Origin of the sequence: Afipia clevelandensis ATCC 49720, from assembly GCF_000336555.1 — a bacterium.
In the GTDB taxonomy this organism is placed as follows: Bacteria; Pseudomonadota; Alphaproteobacteria; order Rhizobiales; family Xanthobacteraceae; genus Afipia; species Afipia clevelandensis.
In genome coordinates this window covers 4,042,683-4,063,496 of sequence record NZ_KB375281.1, presented here as the reverse complement: position 1 = coordinate 4,063,496, position 20,814 = coordinate 4,042,683, and the positions used below count along the sequence as shown (strand labels likewise).

Genomic DNA, 20,814 nt, shown 5'->3' with positions numbered 1-20,814 from the left:
CCCCCCCCATCCACGTCTTGAGACATTCGCCGTGGAAAGAAGATAGACGTGGATGCCCGGGACAAGCCCGGGCATGACAATCTTTGTAATGAGAATCTTCGACTTCACCCGCCCTTACGAAAACGCCTGAATACCCGTGATGGCGCGGCCGAGGATGAGGGCGTGGATGTCGTGGGTGCCCTCGTAGGTGTTCACGGTCTCGAGGTTCTGGGCGTGACGCATCACATGATACTCTGACGAGATGCCGTTGCCGCCGTGCATGTCACGCGCCACGCGGGCGATATCGAGCGCCTTGCCGCAATTGTTGCGCTTCATGATCGAGATCATTTCAGGGGCCATCTTGCCTTCATCCATCAGGCGGCCCACGCGCAGCGAGCCTTGCAGGCCGAGCGCGATCTCGGTTTCCATGTCCGCGAGCTTCTTCTGCACAAGCTGCGTGGCAGCCAGCGGGCGGCCGAACTGCTTGCGGTCGAGCGTGTATTGCCGCGCACGGGTGAAGCAGTCTTCCGCCGCGCCCATCGCGCCCCATGAAATACCGTAGCGGGCGCGGTTGAGGCAGCCGAAAGGTCCGGCGAGACCCGAGACGTTGGGCAGCAGCGCGCTTTCCGGCACGACGACGCCGTCCATCACGATCTCGCCCGTGATCGAGGCGCGCAGCGACAGCTTGCCGCCGACCTTCGGCGCGGACAGGCCCTTCATGCCCTTCTCGAGAATGAAGCCACGCACCTTGTTGTCATGCGCGGCGGACTTCGCCCAGACCACGAACACGTCCGCGATCGGCGCGTTGGAGATCCACATCTTCGAGCCGGTCAGGCGATAGCCATCGGCGACCTTCTCGGCGCGGGTCTTCATGCCGTCGGGATCGGAACCGGCGTCCGGCTCGGTCAGACCGAAGCAGCCGACCCACTCGCCGGTCGCAAGCTTGGGCAGATACTTCTTGCGCTGGGTCTCGTCGCCATAGGCATAGATCGGATACATCACCAGCGAGGACTGCACGCTGTTCATCGAGCGGTAGCCGGAATCGACGCGCTCGATCTCGCGCGCGACCAGACCGTAGGCGACATAGCTCGCATTGGCGCAGCCATATTCCTCCGGCAGCGTGACGCCGATCAGGCCGAGTTCGCCCATCTCGTTGAAGATTTCGCGATCGGTCTTTTCCTCGATGTAGGCCTGCGTGACGCGCGGCAGCAGCTTCTCCTGCGCATAGGCGCGCGCGGTGTCGCGGATCATCCGCTCGTCTTCGGTCAACTGATCGTCAAGCAGGAACGGATCATCCCAATGGAATGCCGGCTTGGCGGGTTTGTCCTTGGTCTGCGGACGGGCACTCATGACACTATCCTTTCAGCTTGCGTCTGCTGTTATCAAATCACGATAAATCGTCGGCGACAGGTTGCAAGGGCAAAACCAGTTCCAGCCCTGGCAACGCTGCGAGATGGTCAGCTCTCGAACGGCTCGTTGGCGACGATTTCGATGCCGAATCCGGAGAGGCCCTTGTAGTCATGCGCCGATGACGTGAGGTGGCGGATCGAGGTGACGCCGAGATCGCGCAGGATCTGTGCGCCGACGCCAACTTCGCGCCACTGGCGATGACGGTCGGCCTCCGCCGAATGATCTTCGGCCAGCGGCGCCACGGGCACGCCGGCCGCGCCGTCGCGCAGATAGACCAGCACGCCGCTGCCGTTCCTCTTGAAATGCTCGAGCGCGGCGTGAATCTTGCCCGAGCCAAAGAAGATGTCCCTGATGATGTTCGGCTTGTGAAAGCGCGTCAGCACATTCTGGCCGTTGCCGACGCCCTTGTAGACGAAGGCGACGTGATGGATCGGATCGAACGGCGAACGGTAGGCATATCCATCGAGCTGTCCGATAGGGCTGTCCACGGTGAAGGTGGACACCCGCTCGATGAGCTTCTCGCGCGCCTGCCGGTACGAGATCATGTCGGCAATGGTGACATGCTTGAGATTGTGCTTGGCCGCGAACTGCACGACCTGCTCGCCCTTCATGACCGTGCCGTCATCGTTCATCAGTTCGCTGATGACGCCGACCGGCGGAAGATCGCACAGCTTGCACAGATCGACCGCCGCCTCGGTATGGCCGGAGCGCAGCAACACGCCGCCATCGCGCGCGATCAGCGGGAAGATGTGACCGGGGCGCGCAAAGTCGCTGGCGCCGGCGTTCGGATTGGCCAAAGCGCGGCAGCAGACGGTGCGCTCCTCGGCCGAAATGCCGGTGGTCATGCCGGGCTTGTAGTCGATCGACACCGTGAAGGCGGTGGTATGGTTGGAGTCGTTGTTGGCGACCATCGGATCGAGCCGCAGGCGCCGGGCGTTGTCGGCGGTGATCGGCGCGCACACAATGCCCGAGGTATGGCGGATGATGAATGCCATCTTCTCCGCCGTGCAGAGGGTTGCCGCGACGATAAGATCGCCCTCGCCTTCGCGGTCGTCGTCGTCGGTGACGACGACGATTTCACCGGCAGCAAACGCCTTCAGGACTTCTGGGATCGAATGGGCCATAACGGACTCGCGCTCTTAAAAGGGTGCAGATCGTATGGCGCAGGGCGCGGGCTCACGCAACCGCCGCCGCCACATGGCCGTCATCTGCGGCCCCTGAAACGAGAGATATGGCCCCGCCAAATCCGGGCAAGGCCGGATTTTCGCACCGACAGGTCCGATTCAGGGTTTTAAACAGCCGCCGCTTTCGCGGAGCGAAATGCACTTGGCGCACGGTCAGGGGCGAGCAAGGGTCAGGGCAGGACTTCCCGGCGTTCGCTGAGGAGGCTGTCCATCTCGGCGCGCTTTTCCTCCAGCAGGCCCTGATCGGCCGCGTCAATGACCTTGTAGAGTTCCGTCGCATCGGTGAGCCGGGTGACGGTGACGTAGTCCGCGCCCGCCGCGTAGATATCGGACACGTCCGCCAAAAGGTCCGCAGTCGAGATGATTTTCGCATCCGGATTCATCGAGCGGACATGGCGGACCAGCTTTTCGTTGTTGGCGCCCTTGAGCAGCGAATCCGGAACGCTGAGAATGATGATCTCGGCCTTGCCGACACCGGCATGAAGCAGGGTGTCGATATTGCTGATGTCGCCATAGATGACGTGAATGCCGCGCGCGGTCAGCGTGCGGAAGACATTGGGGTTGAAGTCCACCACGCTGATCTGATCGAGCAGGGATTTGTTCTGGCGCTCGATCTCGCTGACCAGCGCGCTCGCCGCCCGGAAAAATCCGAGGATGACGATCCGCCGCGCCGCGCCGTGTCCCTCGCCGTGCTCGTCTCCGGAGGCGTCCCCGTGATCCAGATCGCGAAACCCGATCCGTTTCAGGAGGCGGATCATCCAGCGCGTGATCGGATCGCTGCGCATGATGACGAACGTCGAGAGCACCGCCAGAATCACGAAGGCGAATGACGCGGCGCTGGACGTCTCGGGCGTGATGTGGTTCGCGATAATGCCGGTCTGGATGATGACCAGCGAAAACTCGCTGATCTGCGCCAGATTGAGCGCAGGCAGCAGGCTGGCGCGCAATCCCTGCTTCATGAAATAGAGCGGCAGGAATGTCGTGAGGACGCGGCTCGCCACCGTGAACAGCGCGATGACCAGCGCGAGCCAGATCGTGGACGAATTCGGAATCGGGATCGTCATGCCGAGCGCGACGAAGAACAGCGTGATGAAGAAGTCCCGCAGCGTCGTGACCTTCGCCGTGACATCGAGCGCGTAAGGGAATGTCGAGAGCGAAACGCCCGCCACCAGCGAGCCCATTTCCCGCGACAGGTGCAGGCGCTCGGCGACCTCGCCGATCAGAAAGCACCATGCCAGCGCGCCGAGCATCACCAGTTCAGGGTTGCGCGCAATCTGGTGAAAGATCCGGGGCAACACGAAACGGCTGAGGATCATCGCCGTCGCGACCAGAACCCCGACGCGGCCGACCGACACCAGCACGATGCCAATTTGCAGATTGTCGAGGCTGGGCTGGATCGCGAGGAACAGGATCGCGAAAATGTCCTGAAGCACCAGGATACCGAGCGTGATGCGCCCCGGCAGCGTATCGAGTTCGCGTTTTTCGTAGAGAACCTTGACGATGATGACCGTGCTCGACAGTGCGCAGGCCACCGTCAGATAAAGCGCGTCGAACTTGCCGCCTCCCAGCGACAGGCCGATGGCGACAAAGAACGCGAGACCGAGCAGGCACGCGCCGATCAATTGCCCGCCCGCGGCGAACAGGATCACCTTGCCGGCCCGGATGATCTTCTTCAGGTCGATTTCGAGCCCGATCATGAACAGCATGAAGATCAGGCCGAGTTCGGAAATCGTGCTGATCGATTCCTGCGATTTCACCCAGCCGATACCGTACGGGCCGATGACGAAACCGCCGACCAGATAGGCAAGGATCAAAGGCTGCCGGAAAAAATGCGCGGCAAGGCCAAGCACCCAGGCAAACAGGATCGAAAAGGTAATATCGCGAATAAGTTCGTGCATGCCCTCGACCGGCTCGGCAGCATCAAAATGGCCTGAATCAAGCCTCTGTATAAGGGGGCAAAATCCACCGCGAAAGCAATATCCCGGGTGTATTTTTGGGCCATTCTCCGCTCCGTGACGGATGACATTTCAAGCGGGTGGACGCTTGTGCGGCCAATCGGCGCGGATGCGCCGCCGGATGGTGACCGCGAAGTGACAATTGCCAAAAACATGAGGGCTGCCTGCGCTCCTCGCCTTGAATAGCCGCCTTGGCTGTATAGGTTCGCGCCGGGACTTAGGGGCGACGGAAATACAGGTTAGCCATGACTTCAAAATTGAATCTTTTTTTCGCGCTGCTTTTTCTGGCCGTCGGCTGGAGTGCGGCGTCATGGGCGGACGACGGCCCCCATGGCCTTTGGCTGACGGAAAAGGGCGATGCCCGAATTCAGGTGACCCAATGCGGACGCGCGATCTGCGGCAAGGTGGCCTGGCTGCGCGAGGCGATCGACCCCGCCACCGGCCGGCCGCAGACCGACGACAAGAATCCGGATCCTGCCCTGGCCTCCCGTCCTATGATCGGCGTGCAGTTGTTTATCGGCATGGTTCCGACCGGCCCGGGCACATGGACCGGCCGCATCTACAATGGCGACGACGGCAAGGTGTATGACGGCAAGGTCCTGTTCACGGGGCCGAGGACACTGCGCGTCGAGGGGTGTGTCGGCGCGATTTGCGGCGGCGAGAACTGGTCCCGGGTCAGCAGCCGCTGACCCCCGCCCGACACGGATTGGCCGAGGCGCAAACGATCCCTGTCCGCGCAGGCGCGGACCAGAAAAATGCCTTTATTTTCTGCGGGTTATGGTCGGAGTAGCAGGATTTGAACCTGCGACCCCCTGCTCCCGAAGCAGGTGCGCTACCGGGCTGCGCTATACTCCGACGTGGGCGCCGGTATAGCCTCCGCTCTCGCGAACCGCAAGAAGCTGTATAAGGGGGAAAATCCCTCCTCACACGCCATCGGCGGCGCGGCTCCTGCGATGAAACTTGACCTGAAGACGACGACGATTCCTGCAGATGGTGCAGCCGCGCCCGCCGCACGCTGCCTTGAGGACGGCGGACTTGTCGCGTTTCCCACAGAGACGGTCTACGGCCTCGGCTGCGACGCCACCAATGCCCGCGCCGTGGCGCGGCTTTACGAGGCCAAGGGCCGCCCGTCCTTCAATCCGCTGATCGCCCATGTCAGCGATCTGCAGGCCGCCCGGAAAATCGCGCGTTTCGACGAGACGAGCCTGCGGCTGGCAGAGGCTTTCTGGCCCGGGCCTCTGACACTGGTGCTGCCGAAGGCCACCGGCTGCCCGGTGTCCGATCTCGCGACCGCCGGACTAGAGACGATTGCCGTGCGTGTCCCCGCACACCCAGTGGCGCGCGATATTCTGCGCGCGTTCGGAAAGCCCGTGGTCGCGCCATCGGCCAACATCTCGGGGCATGTTTCACCGACAACGGCGGAGCATGTTCTCGGCGATCTCGACGGACGCATCGACCTGATCGTGGACGGCGGGCCGGTCTCGGTCGGCGTCGAATCGACCATTGTCGGGTGTTTTGAGACACCCTTGCTGCTGCGCCCCGGAGGCCTGCCGCGCGAGGACATCGAACGTGTGCTCGACGACAAGCTCGCGCGCATGCCGGAAGACACCGGCACGGCCGATAGCCAGCCGCTTGCGCCGGGCATGCTGGCCTCGCACTACGCGCCGCGAACACATGTCCGGCTGAACGCGCAAACCCTCGACACCGGCGAAGCGTTGCTCGCCTTTGGCCCGCAGCATCTCCCCGGCTCGGAGCACGCCACCGTCATGAATTTGTCGGAAGCTGGCGATCTGGTGGAAGCTGCGGCGAATCTTTTCGGCTATCTTCGCGATCTCGATGCAAAAAGCCCTCGCGCCATCGCGGTGATGCCGATCCCACATGACGGTCTCGGCGAGGCCATCAACGACCGCCTGCAGCGCGCCGCCATACCAAGAAGCTGATCACGTCAGGAACAAGAACAACATGAACATCGTGCAGCCGCCGCCAGTCGCCCTGTCTTCCGAATTGCTCGCGCGTTTCAAGGCCATCGTCGGCGATAAATACGCTGTGACCGATCCTCATGAAGCCGCGCCTTACCTGACCGAAGAGCGCGGACTGTTCAGCGGTCACTCGCCGCTGATCCTGCGTCCCGGCTCGACAGAGGAAGTCGCCGCGATCTGCAAGCTCGCGACCGAAACAAAAACCGCGCTGGTGCCGCAAGGCGGCAATACCGGGCTTGTCGGCGGCCAGATTCCGCACAACAGCGAGGTCGTGGTCTCGATGCGCCGCCTCGACAAGGTCCGCGCGGTGGATACGCAGTCCAACACCATGACCGTCGAGGCCGGCGTGATCCTCGCCAACGCGCAGCAGCGCGCGGCGGACGCCGACCGGTTGTTTCCGCTCTCGCTCGGCGCGGAGGGCAGTTGCACCATTGGCGGCAATCTCTCCACCAATGCAGGCGGCATCGCCGCGCTGGCCTACGGCGTGGCGCGCGATCTCGTACTCGGGCTTGAAGTCGTGCTTGCCGACGGGCGCATCATGCACGGCCTGTCCAGCCTGAAGAAAGACAACACCGGCTACGACCTGCGCGATCTCTTCGTCGGCGCGGAAGGCACGCTGGGTTTCATCACGGCGGCGACATTGAAAATGTTTCCGAAGCCACGCTCCGTTGAGACCGCGTTCGCCGCGATCACATCGCCGGACGACGCGCTCACGATGCTCGACATCTCCCGCAGCATCGCCGCCGGAAGCCTGACCAGTTTCGAGCTGATCCCGCAGATCGCCATCGACTTCGTGGTCAAACACGGCCCCTCGATCCGGGCGCCGCTGGAAGGCCGCCATCCCTGGTACGTGCTGATGGAAATCTCTTCCTCCCGCGACGATGCCCGCGACACCATTGAAGCGATCCTGACCAAAGGCATGGAGGACGGCATCGTCCATGACGCCGTGATCGCCGCCAACCTCGATCAACGCAACGCCTTCTGGAAGTTGCGCGAAGTCATTTCGCCGGCCCAGAAGCCCGAGGGTGGCTCGATCAAGCACGACATTTCCGTGCCGGTCGCTGCCGTTCCCGCATTTCTGCGCGAAGCCGACGCCGCGGTGCTCAAGCTGATCCCCGGGTCGCGGCCTTTCGCGTTCGGTCATCTCGGCGACGGAAATATTCACTACAATGTCAGCCAGCCGATCGGGGCCGACACGGCGGCCTATCTTGCAAGGTGGCACGAGATGAATGACGCCGTTCATGCGGTGGTTGCCAAGCATGGCGGATCGATCTCCGCCGAGCACGGCATCGGCGTTCTCAAGCGCGACGAACTCCCGCACGTCAAGGACCCGGTCGCGCTCGACATCATGCGCTCGATCAAAAAACTGCTCGATCCGCACAACATCATGAATCCGGGCAAGGTGCTGTGACCTCCGCTTCCGGCAGCGAACTTGCGGTGACCGCCATCGCGGACGCCGACATCCCGGCGGTCGTCGCACTGTGGGAACGCTGCGAACTCACACGGCCATGGAACGAACCGCAAGCCGACATTGCGCGGGCGCGAGCAAAGCCGAACTCGGATATTCTCGTCGGCCGCGGCGGCAACGCCATCGTCGCGACCGTCATGGTCGGGCATGATGGGCATCGCGGCTGGGTCTATTATGTCGCTGTCGATCCCGATCACCATAAAAAAGGATACGGGCGCGCGATCATGACCGCGGCTGAAGCGTGGCTGCGCGAGCGCGGCGTTGAAAAACTTCAGTTGCTGGTCCGCGGCGACAACACCCGCGTGCAGGCGTTCTATGAAACGCTCGACTACGAAGAGCAGGAGCGCGTCGTCTTCGCCAAATGGCTCGACGGCCGTCCCATGACGCCGTAACCAACACTCCGATCCATCCTGAAAGTAAAATCCATGAGCGTGAGCGACCGCATTCGCATCAAGGACGTCCGGCTGCTCTCGGACAACAAGTACAAGCTGCGCGCGACAACGTTCGACTGGCGGCGCTCCAGCGGCGAATGGCAGACCCAGAAGCGGGAGACCTTCGATCGCGGCGACGGCGTCACGATCCTTCCCTATAATCTTGCACAGGGGACCGTGATCCTGATCCGCCAGTTCCGCTACCCCACCTATGCCAACGGATATGACGGCCTGCTGGTGGAAGCGCCGGCGGGCTCGCTGGATGACGCCGAACCGGAAGCACGCATCCGTTCCGAGGCGGAAGAAGAGATCGGTTACCGCCTTGGTCCGATCCGGAAAATCTTTGAAGCCTTCACCAGTCCGGGTGCGGTGACCGAAAAGCTGTACTTTTTCGTCGCCGAATATCAGCCGGACATGAAGATCGGCAACGGCGGCGGGCTTGCGCATGAGGGCGAAGATATCGAAACGCTCGAACTGCCATTTACCGAAGCATTCGAGATGATTGCCGACGGGCGCATCAGAGACGCCAAGACGATCATGCTGCTGCAATACGCAGCGCTGAACATTTTTCCGAACAGATCCTAGAACAGCGAGCCTCTAGAACAGCGACCCCTGCCCGCTGTCTTCTTCGGAAATTTTCCTCGCCCGCTCTTTCGGCCTTTTACTTGCGGCCTCGGCGATGGCGATGTCTTCCGGGCTGCTGGGGCGGATCAGATCGGCGCTGTCATTGGCCACGCGGTTCACCGCCGTCGAGACTTCATGCCAGACGAATGTCCCGCGCGGCGGCGCAACCAGCATCGCCATCGCGTCATCGGCATCCGTCATCACGTCGAGCCAGCGGTCGAAATCATTCGGCGCAATGGTCACCGGGACACGCTCATGCAGCATCGCCATTTCCGGGCCGGCCGCTGTGGTGACGATGGCAACGGTGTCGACCTCCTCGCCGTTCGGCCCCGCCCAGGTTTCCGCAACCCCGGCAAAGGCAATCGGCGCGCCGTCGCGGCGGCGAATGAAGAACGGACGCTTGCGCGACGGCGAAACCTGCCACTCGTAATATCCATCCGCCGGAAGCAGACACCGCCGCCGCTTGATGGCGTTGCGGAACGACGGCTTTTCGAGAATCGTCTCGGAGCGCGCATTGATGACCAGCGCGAACTTGCCGGGGTCCTTCACCCATGAGGGCAGAAAGCCCCACCGCATCAGGCGGAAGGCGCGCGCACCGTTCTCAGCGATGACGACCGGCACCGGCTGGGTTGGAGCAACGTTATACCGGGGCGGAAAATTCGGCTGCTCGCCGTAGCCGAACAGGCGGCGGAGTGCGTCCGGACTTGATGCAATGATGTATCGCCCGCACATAAAAAGACCCGAAATACAGCCCTTGCGCCGGAAAATGACATACAAGTGAAAGTTGTTCAGCCACCTTTAACTTCAACCCGCCAAACATCCAAACAATGCCGATGCGAGCCTTGCAGGAAATGCCCCCCGCCGATCAGGAGAGTGCCTCCCCAGGTGCCGCCCTCCTCGACGATGCGGCCGCGCGCGCCCAGCGCCTGCTTGAGGCCAACATCAATCCCCGCACCGGGCTTGCCACCGATTACCTGAATCATTTCAACGAGGCGATCATGCTTCTGGAAATGATCCCCGATATTCCCGAATGTTTCGAGGATTTTCTCTGCTGGCAGCCGATGAGCTATTGCGAGCATTTCGCGGCTTCCAATTTCAAGGCCCGGGAGCTCGCGATCAGCGCCTATGAAGAGAGCGACCCCGCCATCCGCGCCGGATTCGACAAGATTACCGCGGCCATGACGGCGATCCTGACCGAGGTCGGAGACGCCATGCGCCAGGTCCGCCATACGGAGACCCGCACCCATCTTGCCGAGCAGGCGACGGGCTGGGTCAAGCCGCTGGTCACGCAGGCCGGTTCTGTCATCAATGGCGGCTTCAACGACGCTGAAGACGTCGAATTCATCATGACCATGTGACCATGTCCGGCTTCACCCATAACGGCCCCCGGCTCGCCGTCAGCGCCGGTATTTTCCGCGACGGCAAGATCCTGCTGGTCCGCCGCGCCCGCGAGCCCGCAAAAGGCGTCTACACTTTTCCCGGCGGTCGGGTGGAATTCGGCGAAAGCCTGACCGAGGCCCTGATCCGCGAAATCCGCGAGGAAACCGGCCTTGCGATCGAGATCGTTGGTCTTGTCGGCTATCGCGAGGCGCTGCCGCCGCGCACCGGCGGCCACGGCCATTTCGTGATCCTGCCGTTCGCCGCCCGCTGGGTTTCCGGGGACATCGCGCTCAACGACGAACTCGACGACGCCCGCTGGCTTTCCCCGGAAAGCGCCGTGGAGGGCCTCCCGGTTACCCTCGGGCTGAACGACACCATCCGGGCCGCCGCCGCCATGATGGGTCTATAAGCCTTATATTTTGACGCGTTTTCTTCACGCGAACCGGTATCCACTTCGCTTGAAAACGCTATGGCCGCCTTGCTTCCGGCCCGTTGAAAGGGCATATGCGGCCCTCATGCTGAAGCGGATTCTTGCGATCTTTGTAGTGGCCGCCTTGGCCGGACCGGCTCCGGTCCGGGCGCAGGATGCGGCTGCGCCGTTCGATGGCGACCTGCAGCGGCTGGCGGAAATCCTCGGCACCCTGCACTACCTGCGCGGCATCTGCGGCAGCAACGAAGGCCAGAAGTGGCGCGCCGAAATGCAGGCGCTGGTCGATGCCGAGACGCCCTCCGGCGAACGCCGCAGCCGCATGATCGCCAGCTTCAACCGCGGCTATAACGGGTTCCAGCAGACCTACCGGTCCTGCACGCCGGCGGCGACGGTGGCGATTCGCCGCTACCTCGAGGAAGGCTCGAAAATCTCGCGCGACCTCACCGCCCGCTACGCCAACTGAGATTTCCGGTGGACAGCGCCGCGGCGGCCCAGCGCAAGTGCCGGTAATTTCAGGATAACTTGCGTTTCCGCCATTAACCTTTCCTAAAGAACTGGCTCGCGGGGCCCGCCCTGCATGCTAATGCTGCGTGGCGTTTCCTGCCGCGCAGTCCCGCCGGTTCGTTCCACAGGTTCATTGATTTCATGTCGTATACGTATCCCTGGACGCCCACCCACGGCCTCTCCACCGATCAGGACCAGAAGCGGGCGGCGCTGAATTATCTCAACGAGGCGTGGGCGGAAGCGCGGCATGACGGCGTCGATGGCGATTGCCTGGCCCAGGCCAGCCTGTTCGCCGCATTTGCCGAACTCGTCAGCACCTATGGAGAAGACGCCGTAGCCAAGTTCGTCGAAGGCCTCGCCGGCCGCATCCGCAGCGGCGAATTCTCGGTGGTGGAATTCCGGCAGTAGTTTGATGCGGCGTCATCCTTCGAGGCTCGCAAGTGCTCGCACCTCAGGACGACGACATCCCTCACCTCCAGATTCGATTTTCAAACAGCCACGCGCCATCGCCCCTGTTGTTATGACGGCGCGGGGGCGCCCGAAGTGCTTTCATCGCTTCGCCCTTCAATGAGGGCGCGCGGAACGCCGGATGCGCGAGCGCATCCGCAGCCTCGTGTGCAAAAGTGAAAAGCACACGAGCGTAGTCACCACGGTCACGCCGCTTCACCCGGCGTTCCGCACGCAATGGTTGGAACGGCTTGCTGCGCGAAAACCCCCGACGACCGGCCCTGAGGTGATCATCGCTGCAGGGGACTGACGCGCCGCCGCTCTCCCGCTGTAGGAGGAAAGAACCTTGGCGCTGCCCCATGGTGCCAGGCGAGGCACCGGGATATCGCGTCCTGGGCCGTCCGCGAACAATGTGGTCGTCATCGCTGTCCGCGCACGATCTGTCCGGAGACAGAAGTTTCATGCGCATCCGGCGATCGAACATCGCACGCGGCCACCGCATCCCGCCCCGCGCATCGTGACGATCGCGACACGCCCCTCATCGACGGGGTAGGATAAATAGGAATATAATCTTAGATCAAAATCTGTCAATCCCCTATCGAAATGGAACTTGAGGAACTCACGCATGAAGGAGAGTCCGACGACTTCCGTCAGGCGCGTCGGGATCAGCCGGCAACAAACCGATAGCTATCCACGCCGGAAAGGCGCACAGTCTGGCTATGCCACATCACAAGGCGGGCCTGGAGCGCATCTCATGGTCATGAGAACGCGACGGGAGACGGTCATCTTCAAGCATCCGGCGCGGATCAACGGGATCGAACGTGTGCTTCCGGCTGGCGCCTATGAAGTGGTGACCGACGAGGAAATGATCGAAGGTCTTTCTTTTCCGAGTTTCCGGCGCATCGCCACCATGATCATGGTGCCGGGTGCACCGCCTCATCACCATTCGGTGGAGATGATCGCCATCGGTTCGATCGATCTGGCGGACGCGCAGCATCGCGACGCGGTGGCATCGGATGTCTGACGATCCGGTCGAACTCGATTCCCGCCGCGGAATGGCGGCTCAGAAAGCAACCGACCTGCGGCGGATATTGGCCGAAGCCGAGAGCCATGCAGCGGTGCTGCGCGACCGACAGCTTCAGATCGAGGCCGAACTTATCGACGCGCCAGTAACTTCCTGGCCTGAAGCAGCCGCGAAAGCGCGCTATGTGCTGAATCTCTATTACGCAACGCTCGGGGCACATGACACGCGCCATCGCGATCTCGTTGCGTCGGTCCTCAGGGACTTCGCAAGGCTCGACAGCGAAAGCTGACTACGTTTTCCGCCTCGATTGTTTTCCGCGAACGATTGATCCTGAAACCTCATCACGACGTTCGGCGGGAGCGGGAGGACTGTACATGCGCGACATCACAACCAAAGAACTCTCGTCACGGCATGTCAAGCTGGAGGAAGCGCTCCGGCTCGGCGTCGTGTCGGGATGGTACACGACCAAAATGAGCGGAACGTTCGTGACCGGCCCGCACGCCACCCACGAAGAGGCTTTGCTCAAAATCGCGGAACTTAATCCGCCGGCCCGACTTGTCGCAAAGCGAAAATCGTGAAAAACGGCCGTAATCCAGGGATAGTGTATGCGTACTGCGCGATATCTCGCGATGTTACGTGACATCGAGAGCGAAAACGACCAGCTTCGGCAGTTGCTCATCCAGGCAGGTGTCGAAGCTCACGCTCACGCTGCGGCGGCCAAACTTCAAACCGTTCTGATTGGTGAACTTCATCACCGCGTGAAGAACATGCTGGCGATTGCTTCGGCGATCGCCTCGCAAAGCCTGCGCAGCGCAACCAGCATCGACGCTGCAGAGAAAACAATCGCCAACCGCCTGAGCGCGCTCGGCATGGCACACGATCTTCTGATCCGCGAGAGCTGGACCGGCGCGGGCTGCCGCACGCTGATCGAAAACGCAATCCTGGCATTCCAGACCGAGGGGCTGGCGCAGTTCACGATCACCGGCGAGAACATCGCCGTGTCGTCGGGACCAGCCGTCGGATTGTCGATGGTCATCCATGAGCTTTGTACCAATGCGCTGAAATACGGCGCTCTGTCTGTCCCCGACGGCCGTATCTCGATCTCATGGTCGGTCGATGAGAAAGCGGAACGCTTCAATCTCGAATGGAGAGAAAGCGGCGGCCCGCCCGTGACCGGACCGAAAGAAAGAAGTTTCGGCAGCCGATTCATCGAACAGGCGTTGCCCGGCCAGCTTCAAGGCGAGGCGCGGCTGCTCTTCGAGCCCTCCGGCCTGATCTGCCATGTCAACATCCCGATCAATTCGCTGCAGGAGCCGGTGATCGCGCTGAACGAGCCGCGCCGCGAGGGCATCGGCGCCGGACAACATCCTCCCACATGATTGGAAACACGTGACCGGACTCACTATTCGTGTCGGCTATGAGATGATCTACGACTTTCCGCAGGCCACCCCCATGATCATGGTGCTGGGCACGCATTTCACTCGCGCGTCCGATATCATCACGCCCGATTTCCTCACCACAACCCCACCGGTGCCGATCACGCCTTATCGCGACATGTTCGGAAACTGGTGCAGCCGGATCGTTGCGCCGCCGGGGCGGATGCGGCTTTACGCCGACGGCATGGTACGCGACAGCGGGCTGCCGGACGTTGCGATGCCGTCTGCCATCCAGCATGCGGTGGAGGATCTGCCGCCGGATACGCTGGTTTATCTCCTGGGCAGCCGCTACTGCGAGACCGACCGGCTATCGGACATCGCGTGGAAACTCTTTGAAAACACCCCGCCAGGCTGGGCGCGCGTTCAGGCGATCTGCGATGTCGTTCACAACCATATCAAGTTCGGTTACGAGCACGCGCGGGCGACCATGACGGCGTTCGAGGTCTACAACGAACGCAAGGGCGTCTGCCGCGACTACGCGCATCTCGCCGTTACATTCTGCCGCTGCATGAACATTCCGGCACGCTATTGCACTGGCTATCTCAGCGACATCGGCACGCCAAAACCGTGGGTGGGAGATTTCGCCGGCTGGTTCGAGGCCTATCTCGGCGGCCGCTGGCACATGTTCGATCCGCGCAACAACGTGCCACGGATCGGCCGCGTGCTGATCGCACAGGGCCGCGACGCATCCGACGTTCCGATCACACAGACCTTCGGACCGAATGAACTGATCAGCTTCAAGGTCTGGACCGACGAGGTCGCGTAAAGCGATCAACGATCCGGCTTCTTGAAAGCAAACACCCTGCCATCGCTGCTGGGGGGTGTTTTAACTAGCTCTTGAATCAGGCCTTCAGCGTCTCCAGAAACCGCACCGGCTCACCGGTGGACGGCGTCATGACCTCGCCCTGCCACATCACGCGCTTGCCGCGCACGACGGTGCCGACCGGCCAGCCCTTCACCTTCACGCCGTCATAGGGCGTCCAGCCCGCGCGCGAGGCCACCCACTTGTTGGTGATGGTCTCCTCGCGCTTCATGTCCACGATGGTGAAGTCGGCGTCATAACCGGCGGCGATGCGGCCCTTGCAGGCGATGTTGAACAGCCGCGCGGGACCGGCGCTTGTGAGATCGACAAAGCGCAGCAGCGACAGCCGCCCCGCATTGACGTGATCGAGCATGATCGGCACCAGCGTCTGCACGCCGGTCATGCCCGACGGCGAGGCCGGATAGACCTTGTCCTTTTCCTCCAGCGTATGCGGCGCGTGATCGGAGCCGAGCACGTCCACGATGCCCTGCTCGATGCCGCGCCAGATGCCGTCGCGGTGAGAGGCATCGCGCACCGGCGGGTTCATCTGCGCACGGGTGCCGAGCCGCTCATAGGCTTCGGGGCCTGCCAGCGTCAGGTGATGCGGCGTCGCCTCGCAGGAGGCGACATCCTTGTGGTCGCGCAGATATTCGATTTCCTGCTTGGTCGAGATATGCAGCACATGGATGCGCTTGCCGGTTTCGCGCGCCAGCGCCACCAGCCGCTGCGTCGCGATCAGGGCCGCGTCCTCGTCGCGCCACACCGGATGCGAGCGCGGATCGCCCTCGATGCGCAGATGCTTGCGGTCGTTGAGGCGGTATTCGTCCTCGGCATGAAACGCAGCGCGGCGGCGGATCACCTTGAAGATGCGGCGCAGGCTGTCGTCGTCCTCCACCAGCAGCGAGCCGGTGGATGAGCCGATGAACACCTTGACCCCCGCGCAGCCCGGCGCGCGCTCCAAGTCTGGAAGGTGATTGACGTTCTCGCGGGTGCCGCCGATGAAGAAGGCGAAATCGCAATGCATCCGGTGATGTCCGGCTTTCACCTTGGCGGTGAAGGTTTCTTCGGTCACGGTCAGCGGATTGGTGTTCGGCATCTCGAACACGGCGGTGACGCCGCCCAGCACCGCGCTGCGCGATCCGGTTTCCAGATCTTCCTTGTGGGTCAGTCCCGGTTCGCGGAAATGCACCTGCGTGTCCATCACGCCGGGCAGGATGTGCAGGCCCTTGCAGTCGATCACCTCGCCCGCGCCGGCGCCGCCGAGGGACCCGATTTCCGCGATCCGCCCGCCGATGACGCCGATGTCGCGGACGCCCTCGCCATCCTGATTGACCACGGTACCGGATTTCAGAATCACATCAAATGTCTGGGCCAATGCTTGAAACTCGTCTTATGGGAAAGCCCTGTTGAGGGGCGGTTTTGCAGGCCGTGCGGCCCTTGTTGTCTCTACTTTAGCGCCTTAGGTTGCGGTGTAACAACACGCGCGCGATTTTTCCCAAAGAACTTGAGAATCCCGAGAAAACCTTATGAAAGCAGCGTTTCTGCCCGATCGTGGCGTGGTCAAGGTCAGCGGCGAAGATGCGAGGGCCTTCCTCGACGGCCTCCTCACCACCAATGTGGAACTGGTTGCGCCCGGCCTCGGCCGGTTCGGCGCGCTGCTGACGCCGCAGGGCAAGATCATCGTGGATTTCATCGTCACCGAGGCGCCGGAGGCCCATGGCGGCGGGTTCGTGTTCGACGTGCCATTGGCGCTGGCGCAGGCCTTCGCCACCAAGCTCGGCTTCTACAAGCTGCGGAAGAAGGTCACGGTGGATAATCTCTCCTCGCAGCTCGGCGTGATGGCGGCATGGGACGGCACGCCGGCGACAAAGCCCGATCTCGCATTTGAAGATCCGCGCGATCCGCAGCTCGGCTGGCGCATATTCGTGCCCGACGATCTGGTGGAGGAAACCGCGGCCGCGCTCGGCGCGGATGTGACCGACGGCGACGCCTATGAGGCGCATCGCATCGCCTGCGGCGCGCCGCGCGGCGGCGTCGATTTCATCTATGGCGACGCTTTCCCGCACGAGACGAACATGGACCGCCTGCACGGCGTCGATTTCGACAAGGGCTGCTATGTGGGACAGGAGGTCGTGTCGCGGATGCAGCATCGCGGCACCGCGCGCACGCGCACCGTGCGCGTGCGCCTGGACGGACCTGTGCCGGAAATCGGATTGCCGGTGACGGCGGGCGGCAAGCCGGTCGGCACCATGGGCTCTTCGGCGAATGGCATGGGCCTCGCCCTGTTGCGGACCGACCGCGTGTCCGACGCGCTCGGCGCCGGATTGCCGCTGACCGCCGGCGGGCTGCCGATCAGCCTCGTCTGTGCTGACGACGTGGCGCCGCCGAAGAAAGCGTCGGCATGAAAAGCGCGCGCCTGCATGACGACGGCCTGCATCGCTGCCCGTGGCCGGGTGAAGACCCGCTTTACATCGCCTATCACGACACCGAATGGGGCGTGCCGGAATATGACGACCGCGCGCTGTTCGAGAAGCTGATCCTCGACGGCTTTCAGGCCGGCCTGTCGTGGATCACCATCCTGCGCAAGCGCGACAACTTCCGCAAAGCGTTCGACGATTTCGAGCCGTCCAAGATCGTGCGCTACAGCGACAAGAAAATCGCTGCGCTGATGAACGATGCCGGGATCGTGCGCAACCGGGCCAAGATCGAAGGCACCGTCAACAGCGCGAAAGCCTATCTGAAGATCATGGAAGAAGGTCCGGGATTCTCCGCCTTCCTGTGGGACTTCATGGACGGCAAGCCGAAGATCAACAATTTCAAGACCACCGCGTCCGTGCCCGCATCCACTCCGGTTTCAATCAAGATGTCAAAAGAGCTGGTGGCACGCGGCTTCAAGTTCGTCGGGCCGACCATCGTCTATGCCTTCATGCAGGCCACCGGCATGGTCAACGACCATCTCGTAACCTGCCACTGCCATGAAACGTGCAGCAAGCTGAAGAAGCCGGTGCGCGTCAAATCGAAATGACCGCGAAGAAACCATCGCCGGCAAAAACAGCATCGCGGGCGTGGCAGCGCATGCTGTCGGGCCGCCGCCTCGACCTGCTCGATCCCTCGCCGCTGGACATCGAGATCGAGGACATCGCGCACGGCCTTGCGCGCGTCGCGCGCTGGAACGGACAGACCCATGGCGCGCATATTTTCTCGGTCGCGCAGCACACGCTGCTGGTCGAGGCCGTACTGCGCCAGCAGACCCCGCGCGTCGACCATCGCATCCGCCTCGCGGCGATGCTGCATGACGCGCCGGAATACGTCATCGGCGACATGATCTCGCCGTTCAAGGCGGTGATCGGCGGATCGTATAAGGTTGTCGAGAAACGGCTGCTCTCGGCGATCCACATCCGCTTCGGCCTGCCCGCTGCGCTGCCTGCGGAGATCGAGGCGCAGATCAAGGCCGCGGATATGGGCGCAGCCTATCTGGAGGCGACGCATCTGGCGGGCTTCGCGCAGGCCGAAGCCAGACGCCTGTTCGGCCGCGATCCGAAGCTGCCGGCAGCAACAGAAAAGGATTATGTGACGCCGTGGTCGGCAGGCCGCGCCGAAAAGCAGTTTCTGGCACGTTTCAAGGCGCTTCTGGGATAGGAACCCCGCGCCGTGTTTGCCCTGCAGCATGACGCACGCAAATCACGGGCCTATACTTTGGCGGAAAACAAGGACCGCCATGATTCACGTCTGTTCGCTTGCCGCCCTGCCCGCCACTGTCGCAGCCACCGGTGCGCAACACATTCTTACCGTGATGGCCAATGTCGGCCAGGTGGAGCGGCCGGCCTCGGTGCTCGAAGCCAATCACCTCCGCATCCAGATGGATGACATCAACGAACCTGCGATGGGCTTCACCGCGCCATCTTACGACCATGTCGAACAGGCGCTGGCCTTCATCCGCAAATGGGACCGCACCGCGCCGATGGTGATCCACTGCTATGCCGGGATCAGCCGCTCCACCGCGAGCGCCTTCATGGCGGCGTGCGCGCTCAATCCGCATCGCGACGAGACCTCCATCGCCCGGCAAATGCGCTCCGCGTCGCCGAGCGCCTATCCGAACCGGCTGATCGTCACGCTGGCCGACAGGTTGCTCGGCCGGAACGGACGCATGGTCCGCGCGCTCGATGCCATGGGGCCGAGCAACATGAGCATCGAAGGCAAGCCATTCCGCGTCGAACTGGAGTGAGGCGAGCCTCTCCATCCATCTTGCATCAAAGGTGATGCGCTCCCTCTCCCCGTGGGGGAGAGGGTTGGGGTGAGGGGGTACGGACTTTGATCGAAATTTGAACCCCCTCACCCGGATCGTTACACGATCCGACCTCTCCCTCTCGGGGAGAGGTTAAGTTTCGTCATCCGCGCCTCCTTTTCCCGTACCCGGGTGAAAGACGTGGATGGGCGGAACAAGCCCGGCCATGGCGGACCGAATGTCTGCTATTTAGTCCCCTGCCATGACCGATAAAGTCCTCACACCCATCGAAATCGGGCTGACCGCCGCGATCGTCTCGGTCGACGGCAACGAGCCGTCGATCCTCACCGCATCCGGCGGCGATGATCTGGATGGCCTTCCGTTCGGGCCGTTCGACGCGCTGGCCCATCGCACGCTGGAAATCGGGCTGCGCGCATGGGTGGAGGAGCAGACCGGCCTGCGGCTCGGCTATGTCGAACAGCTCTATACATTCGGCGACCGCGGCCGCCACGCCCAGCGCGGCGACACCGATGTACATGTCGCCTCCATCGGCTATCTGGCGCTGACACGCGCCGCCGACAACACCGCGAAGCCGCAGGTCGCGGGTGCGACCTTTAAGCCGTGGTACCGCTATTTTCCCTGGGAAGACTGGCGCGATGCGCCGCCGCCGATGATCGAGAAGGAGATTCTTCCGGCACTGGAGACTTGGGCGGCGCAATCCGAAAAGCCCGACACCGCGCGCGCGCTGTCGCGCCGCGACCGCGTGCGGCTCTACTTCGGCACGCACGGCGCTCAATGGGATGAAGAGCGCGTGCTCGACCGCTACGAGTTGCTTTATGAGGCAGGCCTGATCGAAGAGGCCCGGCGCGACGGACGGCCCGCCGCGCAAGCCCGCAAGACCATGCCCGCGCTCGGCGCATCGATGCGCTTCGACCACCGGCGGATTTTGGCCACCGCCATCGCCCGGCTGCGCGCCAAGCTGAAATATCGGCCCGTGGTGTTTGAACTTCTTCCGCCCGAGTTCACACTAACCGAATTGCAGCGGACCGTTGAGGCGATCTCGGGGCGTCATTTGCACAAGCAGAATTTCCGCCGGCTGGTGGAGGCCGGCGCGCTGGTCGAACCGACCGGCGAGATGTCCACCCGGACCGGCGGACGGCCGGCGGCGCTGTTTCGCTTCCGCCGCGAAGTCTTGCAGGAACGCCCCGCGCCCGGATTGCGGGTGCGCGGACGGCGCTAGGATTTTGGCCTCGCATGCGGGGCTGCTTTGAATTTTCGCGCGACCCTAGGCCTGAGCAGAGCACAGGCGGATCGCGCAAGGAGGGACGATGGAATTTATTGCGCTTGTTCTCGCCATCATCGCGATCTTCATCGCCCGCAAGGCGACCATGCGGTCCGAGGAACTGAACGCGCGGCTGACGCAGCTCGAAGGCTCGCTTGCAGGCGGCATCCGCACCGCAATGCCGACGGCGAGCCAGTCCGCCGCGCCGCCCATCGCGCCCGAAACCGCAGCATCCGACATGGATACGGCTGACC

Annotated in this window: 26 protein-coding genes and 1 tRNA gene; 21 read left to right on the top strand and 6 right to left on the bottom strand. The window is 62.8% G+C overall.

The genetic code is table 11. From position 1 onward, the window contains the following. Nucleotides 1-114 precede the first annotated feature (114 nt). The 3 genes from HMPREF9696_RS19470 to HMPREF9696_RS19460 all read right to left on the bottom strand — a co-directional run bounded on the left by HMPREF9696_RS19470 (nucleotide 115) and on the right by HMPREF9696_RS19460 (nucleotide 4,471). Entirely contained in the window at nucleotides 115-1,329 is a 1,215-nt protein-coding gene (locus HMPREF9696_RS19470; protein ID WP_002714766.1) for an acyl-CoA dehydrogenase, read from the bottom strand. Between the two features lie 107 nt (nucleotides 1,330-1,436). Further along, nucleotides 1,437-2,513: a 3,4-dihydroxy-2-butanone-4-phosphate synthase gene (gene ribB / locus HMPREF9696_RS19465; protein WP_002714765.1), complete on the bottom strand. Its 1,077-nt coding sequence runs from the start codon at nucleotides 2,511-2,513 to the stop codon at nucleotides 1,437-1,439. A gap of 230 nt (nucleotides 2,514-2,743) precedes the next feature. Beyond that, nucleotides 2,744-4,471, bottom strand: coding sequence for a cation:proton antiporter (locus tag HMPREF9696_RS19460; RefSeq protein WP_002714764.1), 1,728 nt, complete (start codon nucleotides 4,469-4,471; stop codon nucleotides 2,744-2,746). A gap of 302 nt (nucleotides 4,472-4,773) precedes the next feature. Between HMPREF9696_RS19460 and HMPREF9696_RS19455 the strand changes: the two genes are divergently transcribed. After that, nucleotides 4,774-5,217, top strand: coding sequence for a DUF2147 domain-containing protein (locus tag HMPREF9696_RS19455; protein ID WP_002714763.1), 444 nt, complete (start codon nucleotides 4,774-4,776; stop codon nucleotides 5,215-5,217). Between the two features lie 89 nt (nucleotides 5,218-5,306). Here the strand turns inward: HMPREF9696_RS19455 and HMPREF9696_RS19450 are convergent. After that, nucleotides 5,307-5,383: transfer RNA gene (locus HMPREF9696_RS19450), tRNA-Pro, on the bottom strand. Nucleotides 5,384-5,481: 98 nt separating this feature from the next. Here HMPREF9696_RS19450 and HMPREF9696_RS19445 point away from each other — a divergent pair. Genes HMPREF9696_RS19445 through HMPREF9696_RS19430 form a run of 4 tightly spaced genes read left to right on the top strand, consistent with a single transcriptional unit; the run spans nucleotide 5,482 to nucleotide 8,991 of the window. After that, nucleotides 5,482-6,468 carry an L-threonylcarbamoyladenylate synthase gene (locus tag HMPREF9696_RS19445; RefSeq protein WP_040301630.1) on the top strand — a complete coding sequence of 329 codons (987 nt, stop codon included), beginning with the start codon at nucleotides 5,482-5,484 and terminating at the stop codon, nucleotides 6,466-6,468. 22 nt (nucleotides 6,469-6,490) lie between these two features. Further along, complete coding sequence (locus tag HMPREF9696_RS19440) at nucleotides 6,491-7,918, top strand: FAD-binding oxidoreductase (protein ID WP_002714761.1); 1,428 nt, start codon at nucleotides 6,491-6,493, stop codon at nucleotides 7,916-7,918. Further along, nucleotides 7,915-8,367: a GNAT family acetyltransferase gene (locus HMPREF9696_RS19435; RefSeq protein ID WP_002714760.1), complete on the top strand. Its 453-nt coding sequence runs from the start codon at nucleotides 7,915-7,917 to the stop codon at nucleotides 8,365-8,367. Before HMPREF9696_RS19440 ends, HMPREF9696_RS19435 begins: the two co-directional genes overlap by 4 nt. 33 nt (nucleotides 8,368-8,400) lie before the next feature. Next, nucleotides 8,401-8,991, top strand: a complete 591-nt coding sequence (locus HMPREF9696_RS19430) for an NUDIX hydrolase (protein WP_002714759.1) — start codon at nucleotides 8,401-8,403, stop codon at nucleotides 8,989-8,991. A 12-nt stretch (nucleotides 8,992-9,003) separates the two neighbouring features. Here the strand turns inward: HMPREF9696_RS19430 and HMPREF9696_RS19425 are convergent, their stop codons facing one another. Beyond that, nucleotides 9,004-9,762 (bottom strand): SOS response-associated peptidase, encoded by a 759-nt coding sequence (locus HMPREF9696_RS19425; protein WP_002714758.1) that lies wholly within the window; start codon nucleotides 9,760-9,762, stop codon nucleotides 9,004-9,006. Nucleotides 9,763-9,881: 119 nt separating this feature from the next. On the opposite strand from HMPREF9696_RS19425, the gene HMPREF9696_RS19420 reads away from it, so the two are divergent. The 10 genes from HMPREF9696_RS19420 (at nucleotide 9,882) to HMPREF9696_RS19380 (ending at nucleotide 15,017) form a co-directional block, all read left to right on the top strand. Continuing rightward, nucleotides 9,882-10,388, top strand: a complete 507-nt coding sequence (locus tag HMPREF9696_RS19420; protein ID WP_002714757.1) for a hypothetical protein — start codon at nucleotides 9,882-9,884, stop codon at nucleotides 10,386-10,388. 2 nt (nucleotides 10,389-10,390) lie between these two features. Then, complete coding sequence (locus HMPREF9696_RS19415; protein WP_002714756.1) at nucleotides 10,391-10,819, top strand: NUDIX hydrolase; 429 nt, start codon at nucleotides 10,391-10,393, stop codon at nucleotides 10,817-10,819. A 106-nt stretch (nucleotides 10,820-10,925) separates the two neighbouring features. Beyond that, nucleotides 10,926-11,303, top strand: a complete 378-nt coding sequence (locus tag HMPREF9696_RS19410; protein WP_002714755.1) for a TIGR02301 family protein — start codon at nucleotides 10,926-10,928, stop codon at nucleotides 11,301-11,303. 182 nt (nucleotides 11,304-11,485) lie between these two features. Further along, nucleotides 11,486-11,752, top strand: a complete 267-nt coding sequence (locus tag HMPREF9696_RS19405; protein ID WP_002714754.1) for a hypothetical protein — start codon at nucleotides 11,486-11,488, stop codon at nucleotides 11,750-11,752. A 181-nt stretch (nucleotides 11,753-11,933) separates the two neighbouring features. Next, nucleotides 11,934-12,101 carry a hypothetical protein gene (locus HMPREF9696_RS21720; RefSeq protein WP_157170042.1) on the top strand — a complete coding sequence of 56 codons (168 nt, stop codon included), beginning with the start codon at nucleotides 11,934-11,936 and terminating at the stop codon, nucleotides 12,099-12,101. A 444-nt stretch (nucleotides 12,102-12,545) separates the two neighbouring features. Then, complete coding sequence (locus HMPREF9696_RS19400) at nucleotides 12,546-12,815, top strand: hypothetical protein (RefSeq protein ID WP_002714753.1); 270 nt, start codon at nucleotides 12,546-12,548, stop codon at nucleotides 12,813-12,815. Continuing rightward, nucleotides 12,808-13,104, top strand: a complete 297-nt coding sequence (locus tag HMPREF9696_RS19395; protein WP_002714752.1) for a hypothetical protein — start codon at nucleotides 12,808-12,810, stop codon at nucleotides 13,102-13,104. The genes HMPREF9696_RS19400 and HMPREF9696_RS19395 overlap by 8 nt, the downstream gene beginning before the upstream one ends. Nucleotides 13,105-13,189: 85 nt before the next feature. Continuing rightward, on the top strand, nucleotides 13,190-13,393 hold the full coding sequence (locus HMPREF9696_RS19390) for a hypothetical protein (RefSeq protein ID WP_002714751.1): 204 nt from the start codon (nucleotides 13,190-13,192) through the stop codon (nucleotides 13,391-13,393). Nucleotides 13,394-13,420: 27 nt separating this feature from the next. After that, a complete protein-coding gene (locus tag HMPREF9696_RS19385) occupies nucleotides 13,421-14,194 on the top strand; it encodes a sensor histidine kinase (protein WP_002714750.1) in 774 nt (257 codons plus the stop codon). 43 nt (nucleotides 14,195-14,237) lie between these two features. After that, nucleotides 14,238-15,017: a transglutaminase-like domain-containing protein gene (locus HMPREF9696_RS19380; protein ID WP_040301628.1), complete on the top strand. Its 780-nt coding sequence runs from the start codon at nucleotides 14,238-14,240 to the stop codon at nucleotides 15,015-15,017. A 76-nt stretch (nucleotides 15,018-15,093) separates the two neighbouring features. Here the strand turns inward: HMPREF9696_RS19380 and HMPREF9696_RS19375 are convergent, their stop codons facing one another. Next, on the bottom strand, nucleotides 15,094-16,428 hold the full coding sequence (locus HMPREF9696_RS19375) for a dihydroorotase (protein WP_002714748.1): 1,335 nt from the start codon (nucleotides 16,426-16,428) through the stop codon (nucleotides 15,094-15,096). A 151-nt stretch (nucleotides 16,429-16,579) separates the two neighbouring features. On the opposite strand from HMPREF9696_RS19375, the gene ygfZ reads away from it, so the two are divergent. The 6 genes from ygfZ to HMPREF9696_RS21860 all read left to right on the top strand — a co-directional run. Further along, the gene (ygfZ, locus tag HMPREF9696_RS19370) at nucleotides 16,580-17,458 is read left to right on the top strand and encodes a CAF17-like 4Fe-4S cluster assembly/insertion protein YgfZ (RefSeq protein WP_002714747.1); all 879 of its coding nucleotides are present in this window, start codon (nucleotides 16,580-16,582) and stop codon (nucleotides 17,456-17,458) included. Next, nucleotides 17,455-18,078, top strand: a complete 624-nt coding sequence (locus HMPREF9696_RS19365; RefSeq protein WP_002714746.1) for a DNA-3-methyladenine glycosylase I — start codon at nucleotides 17,455-17,457, stop codon at nucleotides 18,076-18,078. Before ygfZ ends, HMPREF9696_RS19365 begins: the two co-directional genes overlap by 4 nt. Next, nucleotides 18,075-18,692: a YfbR-like 5'-deoxynucleotidase gene (locus tag HMPREF9696_RS19360; protein ID WP_002714745.1), complete on the top strand. Its 618-nt coding sequence runs from the start codon at nucleotides 18,075-18,077 to the stop codon at nucleotides 18,690-18,692. Before HMPREF9696_RS19365 ends, HMPREF9696_RS19360 begins: the two co-directional genes overlap by 4 nt. A 79-nt stretch (nucleotides 18,693-18,771) precedes the next feature. Beyond that, complete coding sequence (locus HMPREF9696_RS19355; protein WP_002714744.1) at nucleotides 18,772-19,278, top strand: tyrosine phosphatase family protein; 507 nt, start codon at nucleotides 18,772-18,774, stop codon at nucleotides 19,276-19,278. Nucleotides 19,279-19,540: 262 nt separating this feature from the next. Beyond that, nucleotides 19,541-20,518, top strand: a complete 978-nt coding sequence (locus HMPREF9696_RS19350; RefSeq protein ID WP_002714743.1) for an NUDIX hydrolase — start codon at nucleotides 19,541-19,543, stop codon at nucleotides 20,516-20,518. Between the two features lie 88 nt (nucleotides 20,519-20,606). After that, nucleotides 20,607-20,814 (top strand): hypothetical protein (locus HMPREF9696_RS21860; protein ID WP_002714742.1); only part of this gene is annotated, 208 nt, incomplete at its 3' end.

Excerpts from the sequence above, each read along its gene's own strand:
- HMPREF9696_RS19470 (WP_002714766.1), bottom strand. The coding sequence starts at position 1,329 with ATGAGTGCCCGTCCGCAGACCAAGGACAAACCCGCCAAGCCGGCATTC.
- ribB (WP_002714765.1), bottom strand. The coding sequence starts at position 2,513 with ATGGCCCATTCGATCCCAGAAGTCCTGAAGGCGTTTGCTGCCGGTGAA.
- HMPREF9696_RS19460 (WP_002714764.1), bottom strand. The coding sequence starts at position 4,471 with ATGCACGAACTTATTCGCGATATTACCTTTTCGATCCTGTTTGCCTGG.
- HMPREF9696_RS19455 (WP_002714763.1), top strand. The coding sequence starts at position 4,774 with ATGACTTCAAAATTGAATCTTTTTTTCGCGCTGCTTTTTCTGGCCGTC.
- HMPREF9696_RS19445 (WP_040301630.1), top strand. The coding sequence starts at position 5,482 with ATGAAACTTGACCTGAAGACGACGACGATTCCTGCAGATGGTGCAGCC.
- HMPREF9696_RS19440 (WP_002714761.1), top strand. The coding sequence starts at position 6,491 with ATGAACATCGTGCAGCCGCCGCCAGTCGCCCTGTCTTCCGAATTGCTC.
- HMPREF9696_RS19430 (WP_002714759.1), top strand. The coding sequence starts at position 8,401 with ATGAGCGTGAGCGACCGCATTCGCATCAAGGACGTCCGGCTGCTCTCG.
- HMPREF9696_RS19425 (WP_002714758.1), bottom strand. The coding sequence starts at position 9,762 with ATGTGCGGGCGATACATCATTGCATCAAGTCCGGACGCACTCCGCCGC.
- HMPREF9696_RS19420 (WP_002714757.1), top strand. The coding sequence starts at position 9,882 with ATGCCCCCCGCCGATCAGGAGAGTGCCTCCCCAGGTGCCGCCCTCCTC.
- HMPREF9696_RS19415 (WP_002714756.1), top strand. The coding sequence starts at position 10,391 with ATGTCCGGCTTCACCCATAACGGCCCCCGGCTCGCCGTCAGCGCCGGT.
- HMPREF9696_RS19410 (WP_002714755.1), top strand. The coding sequence starts at position 10,926 with ATGCTGAAGCGGATTCTTGCGATCTTTGTAGTGGCCGCCTTGGCCGGA.
- HMPREF9696_RS19405 (WP_002714754.1), top strand. The coding sequence starts at position 11,486 with ATGTCGTATACGTATCCCTGGACGCCCACCCACGGCCTCTCCACCGAT.
- HMPREF9696_RS21720 (WP_157170042.1), top strand. The coding sequence starts at position 11,934 with ATGCGCGAGCGCATCCGCAGCCTCGTGTGCAAAAGTGAAAAGCACACG.
- HMPREF9696_RS19400 (WP_002714753.1), top strand. The coding sequence starts at position 12,546 with ATGGTCATGAGAACGCGACGGGAGACGGTCATCTTCAAGCATCCGGCG.
- HMPREF9696_RS19395 (WP_002714752.1), top strand. The coding sequence starts at position 12,808 with ATGTCTGACGATCCGGTCGAACTCGATTCCCGCCGCGGAATGGCGGCT.
- HMPREF9696_RS19390 (WP_002714751.1), top strand. The coding sequence starts at position 13,190 with ATGCGCGACATCACAACCAAAGAACTCTCGTCACGGCATGTCAAGCTG.
- HMPREF9696_RS19385 (WP_002714750.1), top strand. The coding sequence starts at position 13,421 with ATGCGTACTGCGCGATATCTCGCGATGTTACGTGACATCGAGAGCGAA.
- HMPREF9696_RS19380 (WP_040301628.1), top strand. The coding sequence starts at position 14,238 with ATGATCTACGACTTTCCGCAGGCCACCCCCATGATCATGGTGCTGGGC.
- ygfZ (WP_002714747.1), top strand. The coding sequence starts at position 16,580 with ATGAAAGCAGCGTTTCTGCCCGATCGTGGCGTGGTCAAGGTCAGCGGC.
- HMPREF9696_RS19365 (WP_002714746.1), top strand. The coding sequence starts at position 17,455 with ATGAAAAGCGCGCGCCTGCATGACGACGGCCTGCATCGCTGCCCGTGG.
- HMPREF9696_RS19360 (WP_002714745.1), top strand. The coding sequence starts at position 18,075 with ATGACCGCGAAGAAACCATCGCCGGCAAAAACAGCATCGCGGGCGTGG.
- HMPREF9696_RS19355 (WP_002714744.1), top strand. The coding sequence starts at position 18,772 with ATGATTCACGTCTGTTCGCTTGCCGCCCTGCCCGCCACTGTCGCAGCC.
- HMPREF9696_RS19350 (WP_002714743.1), top strand. The coding sequence starts at position 19,541 with ATGACCGATAAAGTCCTCACACCCATCGAAATCGGGCTGACCGCCGCG.